Annotated in this window: 24 protein-coding genes; 11 read left to right on the forward strand and 13 right to left on the reverse strand. The window is 64.7% G+C overall.

Features of this window, described 5'->3' with window-relative positions; translation table 11 throughout:
* The first annotated feature begins 82 nt into the window (after positions 1–82).
* The 5 genes from AB843_RS15435 (at position 83) to AB843_RS15455 (ending at position 3,362) form a co-directional block, all read left to right on the forward strand.
* The gene (locus tag AB843_RS15435; protein ID WP_048647754.1) at positions 83–454 is read left to right on the forward strand and encodes a TIGR02301 family protein; all 372 of its coding nucleotides are present in this window, start codon (positions 83–85) and stop codon (positions 452–454) included.
* Between the two features lie 9 nt (positions 455–463).
* Positions 464–1,261 (forward strand): hypothetical protein, encoded by a 798-nt coding sequence (locus AB843_RS15440; protein ID WP_425286820.1) that lies wholly within the window; start codon positions 464–466, stop codon positions 1,259–1,261.
* 55 nt (positions 1,262–1,316) lie between these two features.
* On the forward strand, positions 1,317–1,748 hold the full coding sequence (locus tag AB843_RS15445; protein ID WP_048647755.1) for a hypothetical protein: 432 nt from the start codon (positions 1,317–1,319) through the stop codon (positions 1,746–1,748).
* A gap of 109 nt (positions 1,749–1,857) precedes the next feature.
* Positions 1,858–2,715, forward strand: coding sequence for a CAF17-like 4Fe-4S cluster assembly/insertion protein YgfZ (gene ygfZ / locus AB843_RS15450; protein WP_048647756.1), 858 nt, complete (start codon positions 1,858–1,860; stop codon positions 2,713–2,715).
* Positions 2,715–3,362 carry a YfbR-like 5'-deoxynucleotidase gene (locus AB843_RS15455; RefSeq protein ID WP_048647757.1) on the forward strand — a complete coding sequence of 216 codons (648 nt, stop codon included), beginning with the start codon at positions 2,715–2,717 and terminating at the stop codon, positions 3,360–3,362. Before ygfZ ends, AB843_RS15455 begins: the two co-directional genes overlap by 1 nt.
* Before the next feature lie 103 nt (positions 3,363–3,465).
* On the opposite strand, the gene AB843_RS15460 is transcribed toward AB843_RS15455, so the two are convergent.
* Together AB843_RS15460 and rimI are read right to left on the reverse strand one after the other, a co-directional pair.
* Complete coding sequence (locus tag AB843_RS15460) at positions 3,466–4,917, reverse strand: RimK family protein (RefSeq protein WP_048647758.1); 1,452 nt, start codon at positions 4,915–4,917, stop codon at positions 3,466–3,468.
* The gene (gene rimI, locus AB843_RS15465) at positions 4,918–5,391 is read right to left on the reverse strand and encodes a ribosomal protein S18-alanine N-acetyltransferase (protein ID WP_048647759.1); all 474 of its coding nucleotides are present in this window, start codon (positions 5,389–5,391) and stop codon (positions 4,918–4,920) included.
* A 226-nt stretch (positions 5,392–5,617) separates the two neighbouring features.
* Between rimI and AB843_RS15470 the strand changes: the two genes are divergently transcribed.
* Together AB843_RS15470 and AB843_RS15475 are read left to right on the forward strand one after the other, a co-directional pair.
* The gene (locus tag AB843_RS15470; RefSeq protein ID WP_048647760.1) at positions 5,618–6,541 is read left to right on the forward strand and encodes a mechanosensitive ion channel family protein; all 924 of its coding nucleotides are present in this window, start codon (positions 5,618–5,620) and stop codon (positions 6,539–6,541) included.
* A 211-nt stretch (positions 6,542–6,752) separates the two neighbouring features.
* Positions 6,753–7,994: an MFS transporter gene (locus tag AB843_RS15475; RefSeq protein ID WP_048647761.1), complete on the forward strand. Its 1,242-nt coding sequence runs from the start codon at positions 6,753–6,755 to the stop codon at positions 7,992–7,994.
* Between the two features lie 34 nt (positions 7,995–8,028).
* Here AB843_RS15475 and recO read toward each other — a convergent pair whose 3' ends face one another.
* The 9 genes from recO to rpoZ form a co-directional block, all read right to left on the reverse strand.
* Positions 8,029–8,769 (reverse strand): DNA repair protein RecO, encoded by a 741-nt coding sequence (recO, locus tag AB843_RS15480; protein WP_048647762.1) that lies wholly within the window; start codon positions 8,767–8,769, stop codon positions 8,029–8,031.
* Between the two features lie 18 nt (positions 8,770–8,787).
* A complete protein-coding gene (era, locus tag AB843_RS15485) occupies positions 8,788–9,729 on the reverse strand; it encodes a GTPase Era (RefSeq protein WP_048647763.1) in 942 nt (313 codons plus the stop codon).
* The gene (gene rnc / locus AB843_RS15490) at positions 9,726–10,445 is read right to left on the reverse strand and encodes a ribonuclease III (protein ID WP_082143859.1); all 720 of its coding nucleotides are present in this window, start codon (positions 10,443–10,445) and stop codon (positions 9,726–9,728) included. Before rnc ends, era begins: the two co-directional genes overlap by 4 nt.
* 14 nt (positions 10,446–10,459) lie before the next feature.
* On the reverse strand, positions 10,460–11,209 hold the full coding sequence (lepB, locus tag AB843_RS15495) for a signal peptidase I (protein ID WP_048647806.1): 750 nt from the start codon (positions 11,207–11,209) through the stop codon (positions 10,460–10,462).
* A gap of 126 nt (positions 11,210–11,335) precedes the next feature.
* Complete coding sequence (gene acpS, locus AB843_RS15500; RefSeq protein WP_048647764.1) at positions 11,336–11,737, reverse strand: holo-ACP synthase; 402 nt, start codon at positions 11,735–11,737, stop codon at positions 11,336–11,338.
* A complete protein-coding gene (locus AB843_RS15505; protein WP_048647765.1) occupies positions 11,737–12,330 on the reverse strand; it encodes a DUF2062 domain-containing protein in 594 nt (197 codons plus the stop codon). Before AB843_RS15505 ends, acpS begins: the two co-directional genes overlap by 1 nt.
* Positions 12,331–12,690: 360 nt before the next feature.
* A complete protein-coding gene (locus tag AB843_RS15510; RefSeq protein WP_048647766.1) occupies positions 12,691–13,431 on the reverse strand; it encodes an NYN domain-containing protein in 741 nt (246 codons plus the stop codon).
* 93 nt (positions 13,432–13,524) lie between these two features.
* Positions 13,525–15,804, reverse strand: coding sequence for a RelA/SpoT family protein (locus tag AB843_RS15515; protein ID WP_048647767.1), 2,280 nt, complete (start codon positions 15,802–15,804; stop codon positions 13,525–13,527).
* Positions 15,805–15,932: 128 nt separating this feature from the next.
* Complete coding sequence (rpoZ, locus tag AB843_RS15520) at positions 15,933–16,331, reverse strand: DNA-directed RNA polymerase subunit omega (protein WP_048647768.1); 399 nt, start codon at positions 16,329–16,331, stop codon at positions 15,933–15,935.
* A gap of 320 nt (positions 16,332–16,651) precedes the next feature.
* On the opposite strand from rpoZ, the gene AB843_RS15525 reads away from it, so the two are divergent.
* Complete coding sequence (locus AB843_RS15525; RefSeq protein ID WP_048647807.1) at positions 16,652–17,236, forward strand: LabA-like NYN domain-containing protein; 585 nt, start codon at positions 16,652–16,654, stop codon at positions 17,234–17,236.
* Positions 17,233–17,901: a uracil-DNA glycosylase gene (locus tag AB843_RS15530; RefSeq protein ID WP_048647769.1), complete on the forward strand. Its 669-nt coding sequence runs from the start codon at positions 17,233–17,235 to the stop codon at positions 17,899–17,901. Before AB843_RS15525 ends, AB843_RS15530 begins: the two co-directional genes overlap by 4 nt.
* A 56-nt stretch (positions 17,902–17,957) precedes the next feature.
* Here AB843_RS15530 and smpB read toward each other — a convergent pair whose 3' ends face one another.
* Both smpB and dapA read right to left on the reverse strand, forming a co-directional pair.
* Positions 17,958–18,431, reverse strand: a complete 474-nt coding sequence (gene smpB, locus AB843_RS15535) for an SsrA-binding protein SmpB (protein WP_048647770.1) — start codon at positions 18,429–18,431, stop codon at positions 17,958–17,960.
* Between the two features lie 27 nt (positions 18,432–18,458).
* Entirely contained in the window at positions 18,459–19,340 is an 882-nt protein-coding gene (gene dapA, locus AB843_RS15540) for a 4-hydroxy-tetrahydrodipicolinate synthase (protein ID WP_048647808.1), read from the reverse strand.
* Between the two features lie 244 nt (positions 19,341–19,584).
* Between dapA and AB843_RS15545 the strand changes: the two genes are divergently transcribed.
* On the forward strand, positions 19,585–21,657 hold the full coding sequence (locus tag AB843_RS15545) for a lytic transglycosylase domain-containing protein (protein WP_048647771.1): 2,073 nt from the start codon (positions 19,585–19,587) through the stop codon (positions 21,655–21,657).
* Between the two features lie 126 nt (positions 21,658–21,783).
* Entirely contained in the window at positions 21,784–22,668 is an 885-nt protein-coding gene (locus AB843_RS15550; protein WP_048647772.1) for an alpha/beta fold hydrolase, read from the forward strand.
* Positions 22,669–22,674: the final 6 nt, after the last annotated feature.

Consider the following 22,674-nt stretch of genomic DNA (forward strand, 5'->3'; position numbering starts at 1 on the left):
CTTTCTTCACGCCGATGCGGATATGCCTCTGCGAGGCAGGCGGGCATTTGACATGGCGGGCGGCGTTGAGAGAAAACACGGCATGAACAGGGGATACGCGATTGCCATCTGTCTCATGGCGCTGTCCTTGACGGCCACGCCCGCCCACGCCGTGGACGCCACTTACGAAAAACCGCTGCTGCGGCTGGCGGAAGTGCTCGGCGCCGTTCATTATCTGCGCAACATCTGCGGCGAGGATTCCGACGCCTGGCGCACCAGGATGCAGGAGCTTCTGGCGGCCGAGGCCCCGTCGCAGGCGCGGCGCGAGAAACTGGTTGCGAGTTTCAATCACGGGTACCGCGCTTTTGCCGGCACCTATGAGAGCTGCACGGCGCAGGCGCTTGCCGCGGTCGAACGGTACATGAAGGAAGGCGCCCTTTTGTCCAGGGACATCGCCCAGCGATACGGGAATTGAAGCGTGATCATGATGCGGCAGATTTTGCACACGACGACAGGACACGCAGGGCATAGCCGCCCGCTCCTCCGGCCAAGCCTGGCGGGCCTCTTCCTGCTCGCTCTGGCGGGCACCCCGGCCCAGGCGCTGAGCGAATTGCAGGAGACGCCGCCCCTGCCGGGCCAGCCTTCCCCCGACAGTGTCGAGCGCATGCCCCTGCCCGCGCCTGTCCAGACACCTGCGGCCAGGGATGCAGAACCCGGCGAGCCGATGGGCGGTGATGACGGCGAAGAGGCCGATCCGACCGACGAGGCGCCCGAGCGCGACGCCGTGCGGCCTGATACGGGTATCGACAAGCCAACGCCGGAAATCCTCTACGATCTCGACAAGCTGCCAGAACCCGTGCGGCGCATGCACGGGCTGATCGTCGAGGCGTGCAAGAGCGGAGACCTGGAAGCGCTGCGGCCGCTGATCGGCAATGGCGACAGCATGACCCAGCTCTCGCTGGGCGGGCTCGACGGCGACCCGCTCGAGTTTCTGCGGGAGCTTTCGGGCGATGACGAGGGCCAGGAAATCCTGGCGATCCTGCTCGAGGTCTTGCAGGCAGGCTATGTCCATCTCGATGCCGGAACGCCGGCGGAAAGCTATGTCTGGCCCTATTTTTTCGCCCTGCCGCTCGACAGTCTCGACAAGCGCCAGCGCGTCGAACTGTTCACGCTGGTGACGGCTGGCGACTACGAGGACATGAAGAATTTCGGCGCCTACATCTTCTACCGCGTCGGCATCACGCCCGAGGGGCGCTGGGCGTTTTTTGTCGCCGGGGACTGAGGCGGGCCTTGCAACCGGCGGATGCATCCCCATATTTTTGGCGGGAGGACCTCCAATGACCGGCATCGCGCGATCCGAGACCGAAGCCTTCATCCCGATGCGGACCAAGCGTCGGAGCACCCGCGCGCGGGTCATCCGCCGGGTCGTCCTGTTCCAGATCAAGCTGATGGCCGACGGGTTGCGCGATGTGGTGATGAGCCCGCTGTCTATCGCTGCCGGCGTTCTCGGCGTTCTGTTCCATCGCCGGGACGCCGAGGTGTATTTCGACCGCCTGATGCAGTTCGGCCGCGACACCGATCACTGGATCAATCTGTTCGATCACCGCAGCGCCGGCGCCGGCTGTGGATCGCCCTCCCTCGACAGCATCGCCGACGACATCGAGAACGCGGTCCGCCGCGACTACGACCGCGGCGGCATCAGCGCAAAAAGCGCAGAGGCCCTGTCGGAGATCGCCCGCAATCTGCGCCACCGCTCGGCGCGCTCCTGACAAGCACCGCCTTGCGGCATCTTCCTGACACACGCCGCCTTGCGGCAGGGACGAAAGCGTCCTAGCTAGAAACCTACACCATCTGCCAGAGACGTTTCGCGGGTTCATCATGCCGACTTGCCTTCTCGATCAGCGCGCTCTCATCGACGTCAGCGGCCCCGATGCCGAGCATTTCCTGCAGACGATCATCACCACCGATCTCGATCAGCTCAAACCCGGCGAAGCCCGTGCCGGCGCGCTGCTTGCCCCGCAGGGCAAGATCCTGTTCGATTTCATCGTTTCGCGCGCCGGGCCGGAAGCGTTCAACCTGGAATGCCGCGCCGCGACCGCCGCCGATCTTCTGCGCCGCCTGATGCTCTACAGGCTGCGGGCGAAACTCGATATTTCGTTAAAGGAACAGCAGCTTGTCGCTGTTTCATGGGGCGATGATTCCGCTTCCTCAAGCGATGATTCAAATCATGTGGATCGCCGCTTTCCCGACGCTGCGCGGGTCGTGCGCCACTATGGCGAAGCCATGGACGCCAATGCGGACATCGCCGCCTGGGACGCGTTGCGGATCGCCCATGCGGTGGCCGAGAGCGGCGCCGATTTCCAACTCGGCGACGCCTTCCCGCACGATGTCCTCTACGATCAGAATGGCGGTCTCGGCCTGAAGAAGGGCTGCTATATCGGCCAGGAAGTGGTCTCGCGCATGCAGCATCGCGGTACGGCGCGGCGGCGTCTTCTGATCGCCGCCGGCGAAGGCGTCCTGCCCGCCGCAGGCAGCGAACTGACCGCCTCCGGCCGCGCGCTCGGCACGCTTGGAACGGTCGATGGGCCAAACGGACTGGCGATTGCCCGCATCGACCGGGTGAAGGACGCCGTCGACGCCGGTACGCCGATCCTTGCCGGCGACGTGCCGGTCACCCTGGCCATCCCCGCCTGGGCGCGCTTCACCTTTCCCGAAAGCGGTGGAGACGCCGCCTGATGCCCAGGCTGGCCATGAAGCCGAAAAGCCCGGCGAAGGCACCGGCCGCGGCGCGCGCCTGGCAGCGCATGCTGTCGGGACGGCGTCTCGACCTGCTCGATCCCTCGCCGCTCGATATCGAGATCGGCGACATCGCCCACGGCCTGGCGCGCGTCGCCCGCTGGAACGGGCAGACCGAGGGCGACCACGCCTATTCGGTGGCGCAGCATTCGCTTCTGGTGGAGGAGATTTTCGGCGTCGTCATGCGCGACGCGACGCCCGACACATTGCTTGCCGCCCTGCTGCACGATGCGCCCGAATATGTCATCGGCGACATGATCTCGCCGTTCAAGGCAACGCTGGGCGACGACTACAAACTGGTGGAAAAGCGTTTGCAGCGCGCCATCCACCTGCGTTTCGCCCTGTGGCCCGACCTGACGGAGACGCTGAAGAAGGCCATCAAGCGCGCCGACCGCATCGCCGCCTTCTACGAGGCGACGCGGCTGGCCGGCTTCGGGGAGCCGGAGGCGGCGCGCTTCTTCGGCCGGCCGCGCGGCGTGCGGCCTGAAATGCTGAACCTTGCGCCCCTGCCGGCCAAGCGGGCGCAAAAGGCGTTCCTCGCGCGGTTTGCGGCGATCGAGAAACTGCGCGGCACCGTTGGCCACTAGAGCAGATCAGCATTTCACGGAAACGGTGATCTGCTCCAACGTCTTGTTTTTCCGCATTTATGCGGACGTCAGGTAATTCCACCCGGCTGCAAAATGCTGTGATCTACCGCTCCAGCCGGTCGATGAACCATTGGGTGAGCCGCGTCCACACGGCATCCTTCTCGCCCGCATCCTCGCAGCCATGGTCGAGATTGGGATTGTCGTTGACCTCGATGACGAAAATGCCTTCCGGCGTTTCCTTGATGTCGACGCCGTACAGCCCATCGCCGATGCAACGCGCCGCGCGCATGGCGATGTCGATCACCGCGGGCGGCGTCTCGGCCAGGGTGAAGGAGCGGAAACCGCCCTCGTCGGGACGGCCGTTGCGCTCGTGATTGACGATCTGCCAATGCTTCTTGGCCATCAGATAGTGGACGGCGAACAGCGGCTCGCCGCCGAGCACGCCGATGCGCCAGTCAAACTCCGTCGGCAGGAATTTCTGGGCGATCAGGAGGTCGGAATCCTCCATCCATTTGTTGGCCAGCGCTTTCAGCTCGGCCAGGTTCGACGCCTTCTTGACGCCGCGCGAGAACGAGCTGTCGGGGATTTTCAGCACCAGCGGGAAGCCGAGCTGGTCCGCCGCCCGCTCCATGTCGCCCGGCCCGGCGATCATCACGGTCGGCGGCACCGGAACGCCGTGCCCGGTCAGAAGCTCGTTCAGATAGACCTTGTTGGTGCAGCGGATCATCGACAGCGGATCGTCGATGACCGGCATGCCCTCCTGCTGGGCGCGGCGGGCGAAGCGGTAGGTGTGGTTGGAGATCGCCGTCGTCTCGCGGATGAACAGCGCGTCGAAATTGGCCAGCCGCGCCAAGTCCTTCCTGGTGATCGGCTCCACCTCGACACCCATCCGCGCCGCCACCCGCGACCAGTGTTTCAGCGAGGCGATGCTCGAAGGCGGCAGCTCCTCCTTCGGGTCGACCAGCGTGGCGAAACTGTAACGGGACGGGGCGCGTCCCTTGCCGTCGCGCCATTGGCGGCTGGTGTAAGTCTCCAGGCAGGCGGCGAAGCGCGCTTTCTCGTCTTCCATCATGCGGGCCGGCGGGCGGAAGCCGATCCGGCTGATCGTCGCCCAATTGCCGTCCTTGATGACCACTTCCAGCGCCGGGGCGCGGAACCAGTCGAACAGCAGCCGGGCGAAGCGCTCCCAGGCCTTGCTCGGCCCGATGCCGAAGAAGACGGCGACGCTGGCGGGAAACGAGCCGCCCAGGTCGGCGCGACAGCGATTGAGCGCCTGCTCGAGCTCCGGCAGCGCGTTCTCGTAGAGCTTGCGCGCCGACAGGTCGATCATCGTCTCGACCGACGGGATGACCCGGTGGCCGCGCGAACTCGCCAGCAGCGACGCATAATAGCCGCGGCTCTGGTAAGCATAGCTCGACGAGAGATTGATGATCTTCGGCCGCTGCCCGCGAAACAACGCCGGATGGGCGAGATAGTCTCTGTTGGTGATGATTTTGTGGGGTGTGGCGGCCTCGTCGAGATCGCCTTTCCTGCCAGTCAGGATGACCCATGTCATTTAGGGCCGCTCTCCGTGTTCAATCCCGCCCAACTGCTTTTCGTAGCGCAAGGCAGGCATTCCGTCATGATAATAATTCTCACGCCGCGCGAAGCGGCGATAGCCGTTTTTTTCATAGAGCGCTATGGCCCCGCGATTGTCCTCGCGAACCTCCAGGCGCACGGCCACGCGGCGCCGCTCGCCTGCTTCGGCCTCGACCGCGCGCAGCAGCGCGCCGGCAATGCCGCGGCCGGTCTTGTCCGGCGCCACGGCGATCGAATAGAGCCGCGCCACGCGATTGAGGCGGTTCAGGAGCACGATGGCGTAGCCTGCAACAGCCTTGTCATCCGTCGCCACCAGCGCAACCGCAGTTTGCCTGCCGATCAGGGTTTTCAGCGACCGGCGCGACAACCGGTCGCCGCTGAAGGCCGTGTTCTCGATGGCCAGTAGCGCATCGAGATCATCGGGTCTGGCGGGGCGGATCTCACACTGCATCGACGCGCAACGGGTTCGATATCGTCTTTGCCCAGCGGTCAGCCGCATGCATGGAGGCTGATTTGCGGCAAACCTCCAGGCTTGCTAGACACGGGGTCTTCGCAAGGCCGATGCAGGCTGGAGTTTGCAACGAACCCGAACGGGAATCGTTGCCAGTTTCGACAGGGGCGGTGTTTCGGTTCACGGGCATCGACAATCACAAACACTGCACGGAGACATCTCATCCATGGAACTGCAATCAGAAAACCTCATGACCGCGGCGCAGGCGGCAATGGCCCAGGTCAGCGAATTCGCCGTATCCTACGCGTTCTCCATTCTCGGCGCCATCATCCTGATCGTTGCCGGCTTCATCATCGCCGGGACCGCCGAGCGCTGGATCTATCGCGCGCTGAGCCGTTTCCCGGCCTTCGATGCGACGCTCTGCACCTTCCTGTCGAAGCTGGCCCGCTACGCCATCCTGATCCTCGTCGGCGTCACGGTGCTGGCCCAGTTCGGCGTGCAGACGGCGAGCATCATCGCCGCGCTCGGCGCGGTCGGCCTGGCCATCGGCCTGGCGCTGCAGGGCACGCTACAGAACATCGCCGCCGGCATCATGCTCCTGGTGCTGAAGCCGTTCCGCAGCGGCGAGTATGTGGAGGCGAGCGGGATTTCCGGAACGATCCAGACGATCGGCCTGTTCGCCACCGAGATGAAGACGGTCGACGGCCTGTACATACTGGCGCCGAACAGCACGTTGTGGAACACCTCGGTCACCAATTATTCGCGCAACCCGCGGCGGCGCAACGACCTTGTCATCGGCATCGGCTATGACGACGACATCGACCTGGCGCAGACGGTGATGCTCGAACTGGCGGTGGCGGACAGCCGCGTCCTGAAGGACCAGGAACCGGCAACCTTCGTGTCCGAGCTCGGCGACAGCGCGGTCGGCGTCACGCTGCGCTATTGGACCGAGACGCCCGATTGGTGGCAGACGCGCCTCGACCTCACCAAGGCCGCCAAGCAGGCATTCGATGCGAAGGGGATTTCGATCCCCTTCCCGCAGCGCGACGTGCACTATCTGCCGGTGGATGCCAAGAAGCCGGCGAGCACGGCCACCAAACCGGCATCCGGGGCACGCGCCAAGTCGGCTCGTCGGGCGTCGGCCGGGTAGCTGGAAATGCCCGTTCCGGCCGATGGGCAGGCAGGTTGATGACAAGATCGGGCAGTCGCGGGGCGGTGTTCTTCCCCCTCGCCATCACGCATAAGGAAAACTGAACGCCCCTGCAGGATTTATTCATTTGCGCTGATGCTTGCCTCGGTTAATCTGCCGCGAAAATCGCCCTCAGTCTGGCCGCGACCGGCGGCAATCCGCGAGAGAACCCATGTCTCAGACCCGTCTTGCCCCTGCAGCAGCGCAGCCTTCGCTTCCCTGGCTGATCGTCATCTGCGGCTGTCTGATCGCAGCACTGAACTTCGGGCCACGCTCGGCAATGGGCTTCTTCCAGCTGCCGATGCTGGCCGAGATGGGATGGGACCGCACCACGTTCGGGCTGGCCATGGCGATCCAGAACCTGTTGTGGGGCATCGGCCAGCCGATCTTCGGCGCCGTCGCCGACCGGTTCGGCACCTGGCGGGTGCTGGCCCTTTCGGCAATCCTCTACGCGTCCGGCCTGTTGATGATGGCGACGGCGAGCAATGTGGCGATGCTGCATATCGGCGGCGGCGTGCTGGTCGGACTTGGCGTTGCCGGCGGCTCCTTCAGCATCATCCTCGCCGCATTCGCACGCAACGTGCCGGCCGAAAAGCGCAGCTTCATCTTCGGGCTGGCGACGGCCGCCGGCTCGGCCGGCATGTTCATCTTCGCGCCCATCAGCCAGGGGCTTATCAACGCCTTCGGCTGGTCCGATTCGCTGATCTACATGAGCATCGCCATGCTCATCGTGCCGATCCTGGCGATCCCGCTGATCGGCAACGCCGCCTCCAATCGTTCGGCTCAGGCGGAGTTCCAGCAGACCATCGGCCAGGCGCTGCGCGAGGCGCTGCGCCATCGCAGCTTCCTGCTGCTCGTCTCCGGCTTTTTCGTCTGCGGCTTCCAGGTGGCCTTCATCACCGCGCATTTCCCCGCCTATATCGGCGATATCGGCATCGATGCGCGCTACGCGGTGATCGCCCTGGCGCTGATCGGCTTCTTCAACATCATCGGCTCGCTTGCCTCGGGCTATATCGGCCAGCGCTATCCGAAGCCGGCCTTCCTCGCCCTGATCTATCTCGGCCGTTCGATCGCCGTCACCGCTTTCCTGCTGCTGCCGCAGACCCCCACCAGCGTCGTCGTCTTCGCCATCGTCATGGGCCTGTTGTGGCTGTCGACCGTGCCGCCGACCAATGCGCTGGTGGCGATCATGTTCGGCACAAGGCATCTGGGACTGCTCGGCGGCGTGGTGTTCTTCTCGCACCAGGTCGGTTCGTTCCTCGGCGTCTGGCTGGGCGGCTATCTGTACGACCTGTTCGGCAGCTATGATTCCATCTGGTGGCTTGGCGTGCTGCTCGGCCTGTTCGCCGCCGTGGTCCATTGGCCGATCCGCGAACAGGCGGTCGAGCGGCCAGTGCTGGCGGCGGCGGAGTAGCTTCTACGCTCGGCAGCACAAGATTGGTCCGGCCTCATTCGGCCACAGCGCGCGCGCTGCGCGCCAGGGCCGCCAGGAAGCCGGCGCGCGCGTCCGGCTCTTCGAGACCGCGCGGCTCATAGACATGGCGGTGGAAGAAGAAACCGGTCAGGCGGAACGCCTGGTCGAGCGCCTCGCCCTCGGCGGAAGCCTGCCCGCCCCCTTGCAGGAATGCCGGCAGCGGCAACAGCTTGTCGCGCCAGGGCGCGCCGGCCTCGCGGGTCACCGCGCGGCCCGATTTCGGCGAGACATAGGCCAATTGCTCGCGGGCACCCGTCAGGGCGCATTGCGACAGGTCCAGGCCGAATCCCAGCTCGTCCAGCAGCGCCAGTTCGAAACGCACCACCAGCGCGCCGGCAAGCGCCGAATCGTCGAGATGCGCGGTGATGATCTTCAAGGTTTCGTAGAGGCCCGCATGCGGGTCGCGCTCGGGCATCAGGCGCAGATGCGCGCCGACGAGCTGGATGCCGTAGACAGCGATGGCCGATGACAGGAGGCGCGCGGCATTCAGCTCGAGCGGCTCCACCTGGAACATGCCCAGATGCTCGTCGAGCCGGGCGCGCCAGACCAGATCGACCCGGTTTCCCGGCTGCAGGAGGGGCTGCATGCGCCGCGAGCGGCCGCCCTTCACCAGCCCCAGATGGCGGCCATGGGCAGCCGTCATCGTCTCGAGGATGACGCTCGTCTCGCCGTGCTTGCGCGCACCCAGGATAATGCCTTCGTCACGCCATTCCATCGGGCGACTGTCCTCCCCTCACTGGGGGAATTCAAGCCCCATCTCACGGTAGCGCTCGGGATCGTTGCCCCAGCCTTCGCGCACCTTGACGAACAGGAACAGATGCACGGTCTGTTCGAGGATGCCGGCAATGTCCTCGCGCGATGCCTGGCCGACGGCGCGGATGGTCGCGCCCTTGTGGCCGAGCACAAGCTTCTTCTGGCTGTCGCGCTCCACATAGACGACCTGGTCGATGCGCACGGAACCGTCCTTGCGCTCCTCCCATTTCTCCGTTTCGACATGGATTGAGTACGGCACTTCCTGGTGCAGGCGCAGGAACAGTTTTTCGCGCGTGATCTCGGCGGCGAGCTGGCGCATCGGCAGGTCGGAGATCTGGTCCTCCGGATAATACCAGGGACCGGCCGGCAGCGTCCTGGCCAGATGGTCGAGGAAATCCTTGCAGCCCGACCCGTTGAGCGCCGACAGCATGAAGGTCTGGTCGAACGCGACCTTCTCATTGGCCAGCGCCGCAAGCTCCAGCAGCGTCTCGCGCTTGACCCGGTCTATCTTGTTGAGGATCAGGATCTTCGGCTGCTTGACATCCTTCAAGCGGTCGAGGATCGCCGCGGCATCGCCCTTGATGCCGCGTTCGGCGTCGATCAGCAGCGCGATGATGTCGGCGTCCTTGGCCCCGCCCCAGGCGGTGGTGACCATGGCGCGGTCGAGACGGCGGCGCGGGTTGAAGATGCCCGGTGTGTCGATGAAGACGATCTGCGCATTGTCATGGGTGGCGATGCCGCGAATGATGGCGCGCGTCGTCTGCACCTTGTGCGTGACGATCGAGACCTTGGCGCCGACCAACTGGTTGAGCAGGGTCGACTTGCCGGCATTGGGCGCGCCGATCAGGGCAACGAAGCCCGAATGGGTCTCGACCGGGTTTTCAGCAGGCTGGTCTTCGGTAGACTGGTTGTCGTCGCTCATGAAGCGGCCTCGCTTTTCTGCCACACGCCTTCGCGCTCCAGCATGCTTGTCGCGGCGGCCTGCTCGGCCTCGCGCTTGGAACGCCCACTGCCATGGGCCGGCTGATAACCCTTGACGCGCACGGCGATGGAGAACACGGGATCATGATCCGGTCCCTGGCGATCTTCAACCGCATAAGCGGGAGTCACGCCGGAAACCTGGTGCGCCCATTCCTGCAGTGTCGTCTTGGGATCGCTGCGGGCCGCATCCTTGGCCTGCGCCCGCGCGCCCCAATGCCGGCGGATGAAGGCGCGTGCGGCGTCGAGCCCGCCCTGCAGGAAGATGACGGCGATCAGCGCTTCCATCACGTCGGCGCGCAGATTGACCTGCTTGCGGGCGGCGGCGGCGCGCAAATCGCTGCCGATGTGGATCAGCGGGCTGATTTCCAGCGCGTCGGCGATCTCGGCCAGCGTCTCGGCATTGACCAGCGCGTTGAGACGCACAGAAAGCTCGCCCTCGGGCGCGTCGGGAAATTGCTCGTGGAGCAATTCGGCCACCACCAGGCCGAGCACCCGGTCGCCGAGAAATTCCAGCCGCTGGTAGTCGAACCCTGTCTTGCCGCGCGCGCTGGCATGCGTCAGGGCGCGCTCGACAAGACCGCCATCGTCGAAAACAAAGCCCGCGCGTGCGCTAACGGCTTCCAGAAGATGCTTTCCGCGCAGGCGCTTTGTGGCCATCAGCTCGAGCAATCTCAGTCGACCCAATCGAAGATGCGCGACGGGCGCACCTCGGACGGCCAGCGCCACAGTTCGAGCGGGCTTGCGCCGCCGGCGATGGAGAAGAAGATGACGTTGGCGCGGCCAACCAGGTTTTCCGCCGGCACGAAGCCAACCGAGAAACGGCTGTCGGCCGAATTGTCGCGGTTGTCCCCCATCATGAAATAATGCCCTTCGGGGACGACGAATTCGCGCGTGTTGTCGCCGATGCCGTTCGGCGTCAGGTCAAGCGTCTCGTAGGCCACGCCGTTGGGCAGCGTCTCGCGGTAGAGGTCGACCGGGCGGTCCATTTCGGTGATGTCGGGATCGTCGATCTGGCCGACCTTCTCGCGCTCGACCGCCTCATTGTTGATGTAGAGCATGCCTTCGCGCATCTGGATCGTGTCGCCCGGCAGGCCGATCACCCGCTTGATGTAGTCGATGGACGGGTTGGGCGGGAACTTGAACACCACGACGTCGCCCCGCGCGGGTTCGCTGCCCCAGATGCGGCCGGAAAAGATCGGCGGCGAGAACGGCAGGGAATGGCGGGAATAGCCGTAAGCCCATTTGGTGACGAACAGATAATCGCCCTCAAGCAGCGTCGGGCGCATCGAGCCGGACGGGATCGAGAATGGCTGGAACAGGAAGGTACGGATCACCAGCGCCAGAAGCAGCGCCTGGACGATCACATTCACGGTCTCGCCCAACCCACCCGATTTTTTCGTCGATTTGTCGGCCACGCTCATCATATCCTCAGTTCAAATCTTTCGGCTCGGTCTTATCGCGCCGGGCGCGTTGCGGCAATGCGGCAGCGCGGCAGGCACAGTTATTTCAGTTTCACGCGCTTGGCGCGCATCTCTGGTTTCACGCGCTTAGCGCGCTGGCAGGGCCTCGATGATGACGAAGGCCTGGGCGAGCGGAAAATCGTCGGTGATGGTCAGGTGAACATGCGCTTCCATGCCTTCGGGCATCATGGCGGCCAGGCGTTTGGCCGCACCGCCCGTAAGCTGCATGGTCGGCTTGCCGCCAGGCAGGTTGACGACGCCCATCTCGCGCCAGAAGACGCCACGCGAGATGCCGGTGCCGAGCGCCTTGGAACAGGCTTCCTTGGCAGCGAAGCGCTTGGCATAGGAAGCAGCCCGCTCGCTGCGCTTGTCCGACTTGGCCCGTTCCACCTCGGTGAAGACCCGCTGCGTGAAGCGGTCGCCGTAGCGCTCCAGGGTCTTGGAAACGCGGCGAATGTCGATCAGATCGCTGCCGATGCCGATGATCATCAGCTCGTCGCGGCACGCGGGCTGAGGGATTGCGCGCGGGCGCGGCGCCGGGCGCGTTCAGCCAGCCGCTTGCGGCGCTGCTCACGGAAGGTGATCGTCGCCCAACGGGTCAACACGTAGAAGATCAGTGCGAAGACCAGCCCGACCGGCAAGGCGCCAACCGTCATCGGCTTGATCAGCGGCTGCCACAATTGAGAGAACTCCAGGTGGCGCAGCATCCGGCCGATATGCACCGGCGCGACATCCTGCTGGTTGCTGCTGTAGAGGATGAGCCGCCCCGTCTTGAGCGTCGCTCCCCAGATGAAGGGAAACGATAACGGGTTGCCGACCGCCGTGCCGATGGCCGAGGCGACGAGATTGCCGCCGATGCACCAGGCCAGAAGCGCGGCAATGAAGAAATGAAACCCGAGAAATGGCGTGAAGGATGCGAAGGCGCCGGCGGCGACGCCGGCGGCGATGGCGTGCGGCGTCGCGGTCAGCCTGAGGGCGCGTTTGACGAAATACTGCGCCGAGCGCCAGAAGGACCGGCGCGGCCACACCATGGTGCGGGCCCGTTCCCAGACATCAGCCGGCTTTCTGCGTCGAAACAACATACGGTGACACCACGCCCCAGTAAAAACGAATCCCTGTCCAGACGGAAGGATAGACTACGCCCAGCCCCTTAACGACGCGTTCCCCACGAAGCGCCACCTTCCGGATATAGGCAGGCCGGGCCGCAATGAGCAAGGGAAGCGCCTGTCGCCCGTTGCGGAAATTCTGCTGACCGGCGGACACGGCACGCCTAGTGGTGCGATCCTGACAGATGGTACCCATCTGTCAGGACAAATCGCCCCACCAGATCAATAGCTGGTGGGCTGACTTGTCGAAACAGATGGGTACCATCTGTTTCGGTCAGACCACTAGCGCTACCTCTGGGCGGAAATGCGGCGGCAAACGGCGTCAGGTGGCTCGGCTCAAACCTGCTTTCCAGGTTTGCGTTTTTCCCGGATCTTCAGAACACCGCCTTCCGGATGGTCGATCTCGAATGCATTGGTCTTGCGGACCAGATCGCTGAGCTTGCGAAAGCCATAGGTGCGTGGATCGAAGTCCGACGCCAGATTGGCAAGCTGTGTTCCGAGCGCGCCGAGAGCCACCCATCCGTCATCCGGCTCCATCTGGGCAAGCACCTTCCTGAGGATCGGGGTCGCCTTGGCGATGGGCTGCAGCGGTTTCTTCGATGAGCCTGCGTTCGGCGCGTCGGCGACAGCTCCCGGCAACAGGTTTTCGGTGTAGACGAACCGCCGGCATGCCTGCCGGAAGCTCTCGGGTGTCTTCTGCTCGCCGAAACCGAACACGTCGATGCCCTGCTCGCGGATGCGCGCGGCCAGGCGGGTAAAATCGCTGTCCGACGAAACGAGGCAAAAACCGTCGAAACGGCCACTGTGCAGGAGGTCCATGGCGTCGATCACCAGGGTGATGTCGGAAGCGTTCTTGCCCGTTATGTAGGCGAATTGTTGCTGTGGAATGATCGCGTGCTTCGATAGTACGTCCGCCCACGCCTTCGACCGGGTGTTCGAGAAATCGCCGTAGATGCGGCGAACGCTGGCCTCGCCCATTTTGGCGATTTCCTCGAACAGGCCATCGGCGATCTTCGCCGAGGCGTTGTCGGCGTCGATCAGGACGGCGAGACGCGCAGTACGAATATCATTGGCCATGGAACACCCCGTCGGACGACTTCGCGCCCGAACCTCTTATAGCATTTTGCGGTCAGGCGGAATCGCCGCGCGGCGGCCACCGATGGAAAGATGTCACCCATTCACCCGATGCGCATCGCTGACGCAGCCGGTCTCCTTGAGCTGCAGGATCAGGCGGTTCAGATGCTTCAGGTCCCATACCTCCAGGTCGAACAGCATCTCGGTGAAGTCGGGCGCCGTGCGCTCCATCGACAGGGAGTGGATGTTGGCATCGTTCGCCGCGATCACCTGGGAGATTTCGGCCAGCGAGCCCGGCTCGTTGATCGCCGTCACCGAGAGGCGCACGGGAAAGCGTTCCTTCATGTGTTCGTCGATGTCCCAGCGCACGTCGATCCAGCGCTCCGGCTGGTCGTCGAACGCCGTCAGCGCCGGCGACTGGATCGGATAGATGATGATGCCGGAGCCTGGATGCAGGATGCCGACGATGCGGTCGCCCGGCACCGCGCCCTCGGGAGCAAACCGCACCGGCAAGTCGCCCGACACGCCGCGAATGGGCAAGGCCCCCTGGGCCCCCTGGGGCCCCTGGGGCCCCTGGGGCCCTTGCCCCTTTGTCTGGTCGCCGCCCTTGGCGCGCTTGGCCTTGCGCGACGAGCGGCCAGGGATCTGGAACAACATGCCGGCGGCGTTGCGCAGGTTGAACCAGCCCTCCTCGCGCTCCTTCGGCGCCTGGGTGATGCGTTCGTCCTTGTAGTCGGGAAACACCGCGCGCACGACATCCTGCGAGGACAGTTCGCCGCGGCCGACGGCGGCCAGCACGTCTTCCACATCCTGCCGGCCCAGCCGATGCAGGATCGGTTTCAGCGCGTCGCGCGAGAACGTCTTCTCGGCGCGCTCGAAGGCGCGTTCCAGAATGCGCGCGCCAAGGCCGGAATATTGCTTGCGGATGGCGTTGCGGGTGGCGCGGCGGATGGCGGCGCGCGCCTTGCCGGTGACGACCACCGCTTCCCAGGCGGCCGGTGGCACCTGCGCCTTGGAGCGGACGATCTCCACCTCGTCGCCGTTCTTCAGTTCGGTCATCAGCGGCATGATGCGGCCGTTGACCTTGGCGCCGACGCAGGTGTCGCCGACATCCGTGTGCACCGCATAGGCGAAGTCGATCGGCGTCGCCCCGCGCGGCAGGGCGATCAATTGTCCCTTCGGCGTGAAGCAGAACACCTGGTCCTGAAACAGTTCCAGCTTGGTGTTCTCGAGAAAATCCTCGGGCGTGTCGCCTTCCGACAGCGCCTCAATGGTGCGGCGCAGCCAGGCATAGGCATTGGTGTCGCGCGAGATCTTGTGGTCGGCGCCGTTCACCTTGCCGCCCATATCCTTGTAGATCGAATGGGCGGCGACGCCATATTCGGCAATCCCATGCATCTCGAAGGTGCGTATCTGCAGTTCGACGCGCTGGCGCGACGGGCCGACGATCGTCGTGTGGATCGAGCGGTAGTCGTTCTGCTTCGGCGTCGAGATATAGTCCTTGAAGCGGCCGGGCACCATCGACCAGGTGGAATGGATGATGCCGAGCGTCCGGTAGCAATCCTCGACCGTGTCGACCAGCACACGGAAGCCGAAAATGTCGGACAGCTGTTCAAACGACAGCGCCTTTGTCTCCATCTTGCGAAACACCGACCAGGGTTTTTTCTGCCGGCTCTTCACCACCGCCTTGATGTGATGCTCGGCGAACAGGTGCGACAGCGCCTCCTCGATGGCCTTGATGACGCCGCGGTTGCGCTCGAAGAACTCGGCCAGGCGCCCGGTGACCGCACGAAAGGCTTCCGGATTGATATAGCGGAAGGCCAGCTCTTCCAGCTCCTCGCGCATGTCCTGCATGCCCATGCGACCGGCCAGCGGCGCATAGATTTCCATCGTCTCCTCGGCGATGCGCAGGCGCTTGGCCTCCGGCACATGGTCGAGCGTGCGCATGTTGTGCAGCCGGTCGGCGAGCTTGACGAGAAGGACCCGCACATCCTCGGAGATCGCCAGGAGCAGCTTGCGCAGGTTTTCGGCCTGGTGCGCCTTTTTCGACACCAGGTCGAGGCGCTTCAATTTGGTCAGGCCGTCGACCAGCTTGCCGATGTCGGGGCCGAACAGCTCGTCGATCTCGTCGCGCGTGGCGCTGGTGTCCTCGATCGTGTCATGCAGAAGGGCGACCGCGATGGTCGCCTCGTCCAGGTGCATGTCGGTGAGGATCGCCGCCACTTCGAGCGGGTGCGAGAAATAGGGGTCGCCGGAAGCGCGGCGCTGGTGGCCGTGCTTCTGCATCGCGTAGACATAAGCCTTGTTGAGAAGCGCCTCATTCACGTCAGGCTTGTAGCGCTGGACACGCTCGACAAGCTCGTATTGACGCATCATGGGCGGTTTCCTCGTTATTATTGGCTACGCAAAGCAAAACATGCGCCGCGTGGCGCACGGCGCATGTTCAAGATAGGCAGGAAACGACCGGCGCGGAAGAGACAGCCGCGCCCGGCAATGCCTCCAGATCAGAAATCGTCGCTTTTTTCCGGCGCGACGAGGCCCTCGATGCCGGCGAGCAGGTCTTCTTCGCTCATGCGGTCGAACGAAACCACCTCTTCCTCGACCTCCGCCACGGCGTCGGCCGGCGACTGGCTCGGCTCGCTGATGACCGGCAGATCGGCTTCCGGCTCGTCCACTTCGACATGCTTCTGAAGCGAATGGATCAGCGCTTCCTTCAGATCGCCCGGCGACAGGGTTTCGTCGGCAATCTCGCGCAGCGCCACGACAGGGTTCTTGTCGTTGTCGCGGTCGATGGTGATCGCCTCACCCTGGGATATCTGACGGGCGCGATGGCCGGCCAAAAGAACCAGGTCGAACCGGTTGTCCACCTTGTCGATACAGTCTTCAACGGTCACACGGGCCATGCGGTGCCCCTTTCATGCGTAAATCTGTGAAGGAATCTTGCGGGTCCATAGCCCGAACGCCGGCAAAATTCAAGCGCGCGGAGCGATTGCCGGGCAGCACGCACACGCAAATGCGGCATCGTCATGGCGAAATCGGCAAAACCCGGTTCCTCGTGGGTTTGGCAGCCGCGTGGCTTGAATTTACAACGATTCTATTTATTGGTTGGAACTATCATATTCCAGCGCTATTTCATCATAAGTGATAGCTATTTGAACCGTTTTTGCAACGTGTCGGCATGGTGCCATTGCGATACGATCTTTTTGACAAAGGATTTTTGCCGATGTTCGATCCACGCGAGAAAATTGCCCTTTTCATCGACGGGGCCAATCTCTACGCGGCATCGCGCGCGCTTGGTTTCGATATAGACTATCGAAAGCTGCTCAGCAGCTTTCGCGAGCGTGGCTACCTGCTGCGCGCCTACTACTACACTGCCCTGATCGAGGACCAGGAGTATTCCTCGATCCGCCCGCTGATCGACTGGCTCGACTACAATGGCTACAAGGTGGTGACCAAGCCGGCCAAGGAGTTCACCGATTCCGCCGGCCGCCGCAAGATCAAGGGCAATATGGATATCGAGCTGGCGATCGATGCGCTCGAGCTGTCCGACATCGTCGACCACTATGTCATCTTCTCGGGCGACGGCGATTTCCGCACCCTGGTGGAAGCCCTGCAGCGCAAGGGACGCAAAGTCAGCGTCGTGTCGACCATCCAGTCGCAGCCACCGATGATCGCCGACGATCTCAGGCGTCAGGCCGACAATTTCATCGACCTCGCCTCGTTGCGCGAAATCGTCGGCCGTGCGATAAGCGAGCGGCCGGTCCGCAAGGTCGAGCCTCAGGAAGAAGAGCCTTTCGACGATTTATGAGTTCTGCCCAAGCGCTCCACGAGCCGCCGCATGATTGCGCGCTGTGTCCCCGCCTGCACGATTTCATCGCCGGATGGCGTGGCCGGGAGCCTGGCTGGCATAATGGGCCTGTCCCCGTCTTCGCGCCCGATGCAGGCGATGAAGAGGTGCGACTGCTGATCGTCGGGCTGGCGCCCGGCCTGCGCGGCGCCAACCGCACCGGGCGGCCATTCACCGGCGATTATGCCGGTGACCTGCTCTACGATACCTTGCTGCGTTTCGGCTTCGCAAGCGGCCGCTATGCGGCCCGCCCCGATGACGGGCTGGCGTTGGTCGATACGGCCATCATCAATGCGGTGCGCTGCGTCCCGCCGGAAAACAAGCCGGTCGGCGCGGAGATCAACACCTGCAGGACGCATTTCTTCACCCCTGCCTTGCAGCGCTTCGCCAATCTCCAGGCTGTCGTGACGCTTGGCGTAATCGCCCATCAGTCGACGGTCCGGGCGCTCGGTGGACGCGTCGCAGCGCACCCGTTCAGCCATGGTGGTCGCCAGGATGTGGCGGGCCTGACGCTGTTCTCCAGCTATCATTGCTCGCGCTACAACACCAATACCGGGCGGCTGACGGAGGCGATGTTCGCGGAGGTTTTCGCGGCGGTGAGGGATTTCTTAGCGAATAGCGAATAGCGAATAGCGAAGAGGGAATGCGGAGCTTCTCGTTCCCCTACTCGCTATTCGCTCATTCACCCATGTTGCTTCAACAGCCGCGCCTTCTCACGATCCCAGTCGCGTTGCTTGGACGTCTCGCGCTTGTCGTGCAGTTTCTTGCCGCGCGCTACGGCCAATTGCACTTTCGCCAGGCCGCGCTCGTTGAAATACAGCTTCAGCGGCACCAGCGTCATGCCCTCGCGCTCGATCGCCTGGCCGAGGCGGGCCATTTCACGCTTGGAGATCAGCAGCTTGCGCTTGCGGCGCGGCTCATGGTTGAAGCGGTTGCCGGCGAAATATTCCGGGATATAGGAATTGATCAGCCAGAACTCGCCGCCCTCGATGGAGGCATAGGATTCCTGGATGTTCGCCTGCCCTTCGCGCAGGGACTTGACCTCGGTTCCAGCCAGGACGATGCCGGCCTCGAGCGTGTCGAGCACCTCGTAGGAAAAACGCGCCTTGCGGTTGTCGGCGACGGTCTTGTGGTTGGGATTCTTGTCCTTGGCCATGATCTTGAAAAACTGCGGGCTACCCCGTCAGTTCATGAGGCCCGCATGGTTCAGCGCGGCGTCGATGCGCGCTGCGGTCTCTGCCTCGATCGGCACCAGCGGCAGGCGCTGGACGTTCTCCATACGGCCAAGGCGCGCCAGGGCATATTTGGCGCCGCCGGGATTGGGCTCGATGAACAGCGCCTTGTGCAGCGGCATCAGGCGGTCCTGCAATTCGATCGCCCGGTCGCGGTCGCCCTCGAGCGACGCCTTCTGGAATTCGGCGCACAGCCGCGGCGCGACATTCGAGGTCACCGAAATGCAGCCGACGCCGCCATGGGCGTTGAAGCCCAGTGCCGAGGCGTCCTCGCCGGACAGCTGGATGAAATCGGCGCCGCAGGTGGCGCGCTGCTCGCTGACCCGGTCGACCTTCGCGGTCGCGTCCTTGACGCCGACGATGTTGGAGAAATCCTTCGCCAGGCGGCCCATCGTCTCCGGCGTCATGTCGATGATCGAGCGCGGCGGGATGTTGTAGATGATGATCGGCAAGCCGGTGGCGCGAGCGACCGCGGCGTAGTGCTCGTACAGGCCACGCTGGCTGGGCTTGTTATAGTACGGCGTCACGACCAGGACGCCGTCGGCGCCAACCGTTTCGGCATATTGCGCCAGCGCCACCGCTTCGCGGGTCGAGTTGGATCCGGCGCCGGCGATAACCGGCACGCGCTTGGCCGCCACCTCGACGCACAGGCGCACCACTTCGCGGTGTTCCTCATGGCTCAGCGTCGGCGATTCGCCCGTCGTGCCGACCGGAACCAGCCCGCTCGTGCCCTCAGCGATCTGCCACTCGACGAACGCGCGAAACGCTTTTTCGTCCAGGCTCCCATCCTTGCCGAACGGCGTCACAAGCGCTGTGAGGGACCCCCTGAACATGATGGCGAACTCCTGAGTGAATTGCTGCTTCGTGCCGGCGAAAAGCCGCCGCCGCACGCTTCTAACCGAAGATCGGGCGGCGCACCATAGTCTTGCCATGTCCAGGCTGCAAGAAGCCCGGATAGAGCTGTCTGCCCGAAGACACGCCGGCGGGTCCGGCGTCCACTGGTTAATACAGCCTTTATACGTATCCGATACAGTCGCGGCACACAGCATGCCTGGGTGCCAGGGAAACCGCCGCCGCATGAAAGCCACGTTTGCCTTTGCCTCCGCGCTCCTGGCGCTCGCGCCGATAACCGTGTTCGCGCAATCGCCGGTGGAATTGCCGCCCCTGGCGCCGACCCCGTTCGCCCGGCCGGACCGCGTCTCGGCGCCGGAAGCGGCCATCGACCAGACCACCCGGACGGCCACCGTACGGCCCGAAATTCCCGGCAGCGGCGGCGACGTCAAGGCGATGAGCGACGGGCTCGACGCGCTGTCGCGGGGCAATCTCGCCGATGCCCGGCAACTGCGCGATCGCATGGCACGCAACGAGCTGGAGCGGCGCATTCTCTCCTGGGCCATCGCCCTGTCGGGCAATGCGGGACTGTCGAGCGCCGAGATCGCCACGACGGCGCAGGATCTGGCGGGCTGGCCGGGCATGGCGACGCTGCGCGCGCACAGCGAACGGGCGCTCCACCGCGAAAATCCGCCGCCGCAAGCGGTGCTGCAGGCTTTTGGCGACACGCCACCGCAGACGTTCGAGGGCGCGATGGCGCTGGCAAGGGCGCAGGCGGCGCTCGGGGAGCCGGCGGCAGCGCGAGCGGTGCTTTCGCCCTTCTGGCGGCAGGAAAAGCTCGAGGCGGCACAGGAAATCGCCTTCATCGGCGAATTCGGCGCGCTCGTCACGACCGCTGACCACCGTTTCCGCATGGAGCGCATGCTGTATGACGACCGGGTGCGCTCGGCCGAACGGGTTGCCAAGCTTGCCCGGGGCGAAGCGCTGGCAAGCGCCTGGGCCGCCGTCATCCGCGGCGACAAGAACGCCGGCAAGCTGCTCGACGCGGTGCCGAAGGAACAGCGAAGCGCCGGCTATATCTTCGCCAAGGCGCGCTATCTGCGCCGGCGCGAGCGCTTTCGGGAGGCCGCGACGGTCATGCTGACGGCGCCGCGCGACGCCGCATCGCTGGTCGACCCCGACGAATGGTGGATCGAACGCCGGGTGCTGTCGCGCGAGCTGCTCGACATCGGCGACGCCAGAACCGCCTATCGTCTTGCCGCCGCCCATTCTGCCGAAACCCCGGCCAGGGCCGCCGATGCGGAGTTCCATGCCGGCTGGTACGCCTTGCGCGCCCTGAACGACGCCAAGGCGGCCGCGCCGCATTTCGCCCGCATCGCCGAGATCGCCGAAGGACCGATCTCCAATGCGCGCGCCCATTACTGGCTCGGCCGTGCCGCCGAAGCCGGCGGACCGGGCACGGCGACGGAGCATTACGAACGCGCCGCCGTCTACGGCGCAGCGTTCTACGGCCAGTTGGCCGCCGCCAAGCTTGGCCGGTCGACCCTGTCGGCCGCCTATCCCCGCCCCACGGCGCAGGACCGCGAGACGTTTTCCCGGCGCGAGACGGTGCGCGCCATCCAGCGTCTGGAGGCGACCGACCACGCCTGGCGCGCGGCCAGCCTCTACCGCGACCTGGCCGGAGAGTTGACCAGCCCCGGCGAACTGGCGCTGCTTGCGGCAATGGCGGAGCAGCGCGGCAACCACATGCTGGCGCTCAGGGTCGGCAAGATCGCCGCCGCGCGCGGCATCGATATCGGCGCGCTGGCGCATCCGCTGGGCGCGATCCCCGCCCAGGCGTCGATCCCCTCGGCGCGCAAGGCGCTCGCCTATGCGGTGGCGCGCCAGGAGACCGAGTTCAACGGCACGGCCGTCTCCCCGGCCGGCGCGCGCGGCCTGCTGCAACTGATGCCGGGAACGGCCAGGGAGATGGCGCGCAAGAGCGGCCTGCCCTATTCGCGTGACCGGCTGACGCAGGACACGGCCTACAACGCCACGCTCGGCTCGGCCTATCTTGGCGAGCAGCTCGAGCGGTTCGGCGGCTCCTATGTGCTGACCTTCGCCGGCTACAATGCCGGCCCACGGCGCGCCGCAGAGTGGGTCGAGCGCTATGGCGATCCGCGCGGACAGCCGATCGAGGCGGTCGTCGACTGGATCGAGCGCATCCCCTTTGCCGAGACGCGCAACTATGTGCAGCGGGTGATGGAAAACTACCAGGTCTACAAGATGCGGCTATCCGGCCGCGTCGACATCGCGGCGGATCTGGCGGCAGGCGGCTGAAGCCGCACTTCAAATCAGCCGCGCCCTCGCCTAATACCAAGGGAGACAACTATTGACCGATCTGACCGGTCAATAGTTGTCTCCCTTGGTATAAGCTGATCGGGCAAGACAGAAGCGGGGGCATTCGTGGCCGAAGGCGATTTTCGCGACATCTTCTATTCCGCGCAGGATGGATTGACGCTGCATGCCCGGCACTATGGCGGGGACGAAGCCAGGGACGGGCTGCCCGTCATCTGCCTGCCCGGTCTGACGCGCAATGCGCGTGACTTTCACGAGCTGGCGATGCTGCTCTCGCAGGATCAAAGACGGCCGCGCCCGGTGATCGCCTTCGATTATCGCGGGCGCGGGCTTTCCGACCATGATCCCGACTGGAAACGCTACGACGTGGCGGTGGAGGCGGCCGACATCATGGCTGGCCTCGCCGTCATGGGCATCGAGCATGGCGCATTCATCGGCACGTCGCGCGGCGGGCTGATCATCATGGTTCTGGCGGCAATGCGCCCTTCCCTGCTCAAGGCCGTCATTCTCAACGATATCGGCCCGGTGGTCGAAGGCGCCGGCCTGGCGCACATCCGCGCCTATCTGCAGCGCGCGCCGAAACCGAAAACGCTCGCCGAGGCGGTGGAGATCCAGAAAGCGGCACATGGGGCCGATTTTTCGGCGCTCGACGCCGCGGATTGGCAACGTTTCGCCGCGGCGCTCTACCGGGAAAAAGACGGCCGGCTGGTGGCCGATTTCGATCCCGGGCTCTTGAAGCCCCTGCGTGCCATCGATCTCGACCAGCCCCTGCCGACGCTGTGGCCGCAGTTCGACGGGCTCGGCGCCATCCCGCTGATGGCCATACGCGGCGCCAGGTCGCGCCTGCTTTCGGCGCAAACCCTGGCGGAAATGGCCGAGCGCCACCCGGCAATGGAACAGATAACGGTCGACGGGCAGGGGCACGCGCCCCTGCTGGAGACGGGCGAGTTGCCGAAGCGGATCGCGGCGTTCATCGCGCGGGCGGAGCGGTAGGGCAGC

This window comes from Nitratireductor soli, assembly GCF_001050155.1.
Taxonomy (GTDB): domain Bacteria; phylum Pseudomonadota; class Alphaproteobacteria; order Rhizobiales; family Rhizobiaceae; genus Nitratireductor; species Nitratireductor soli.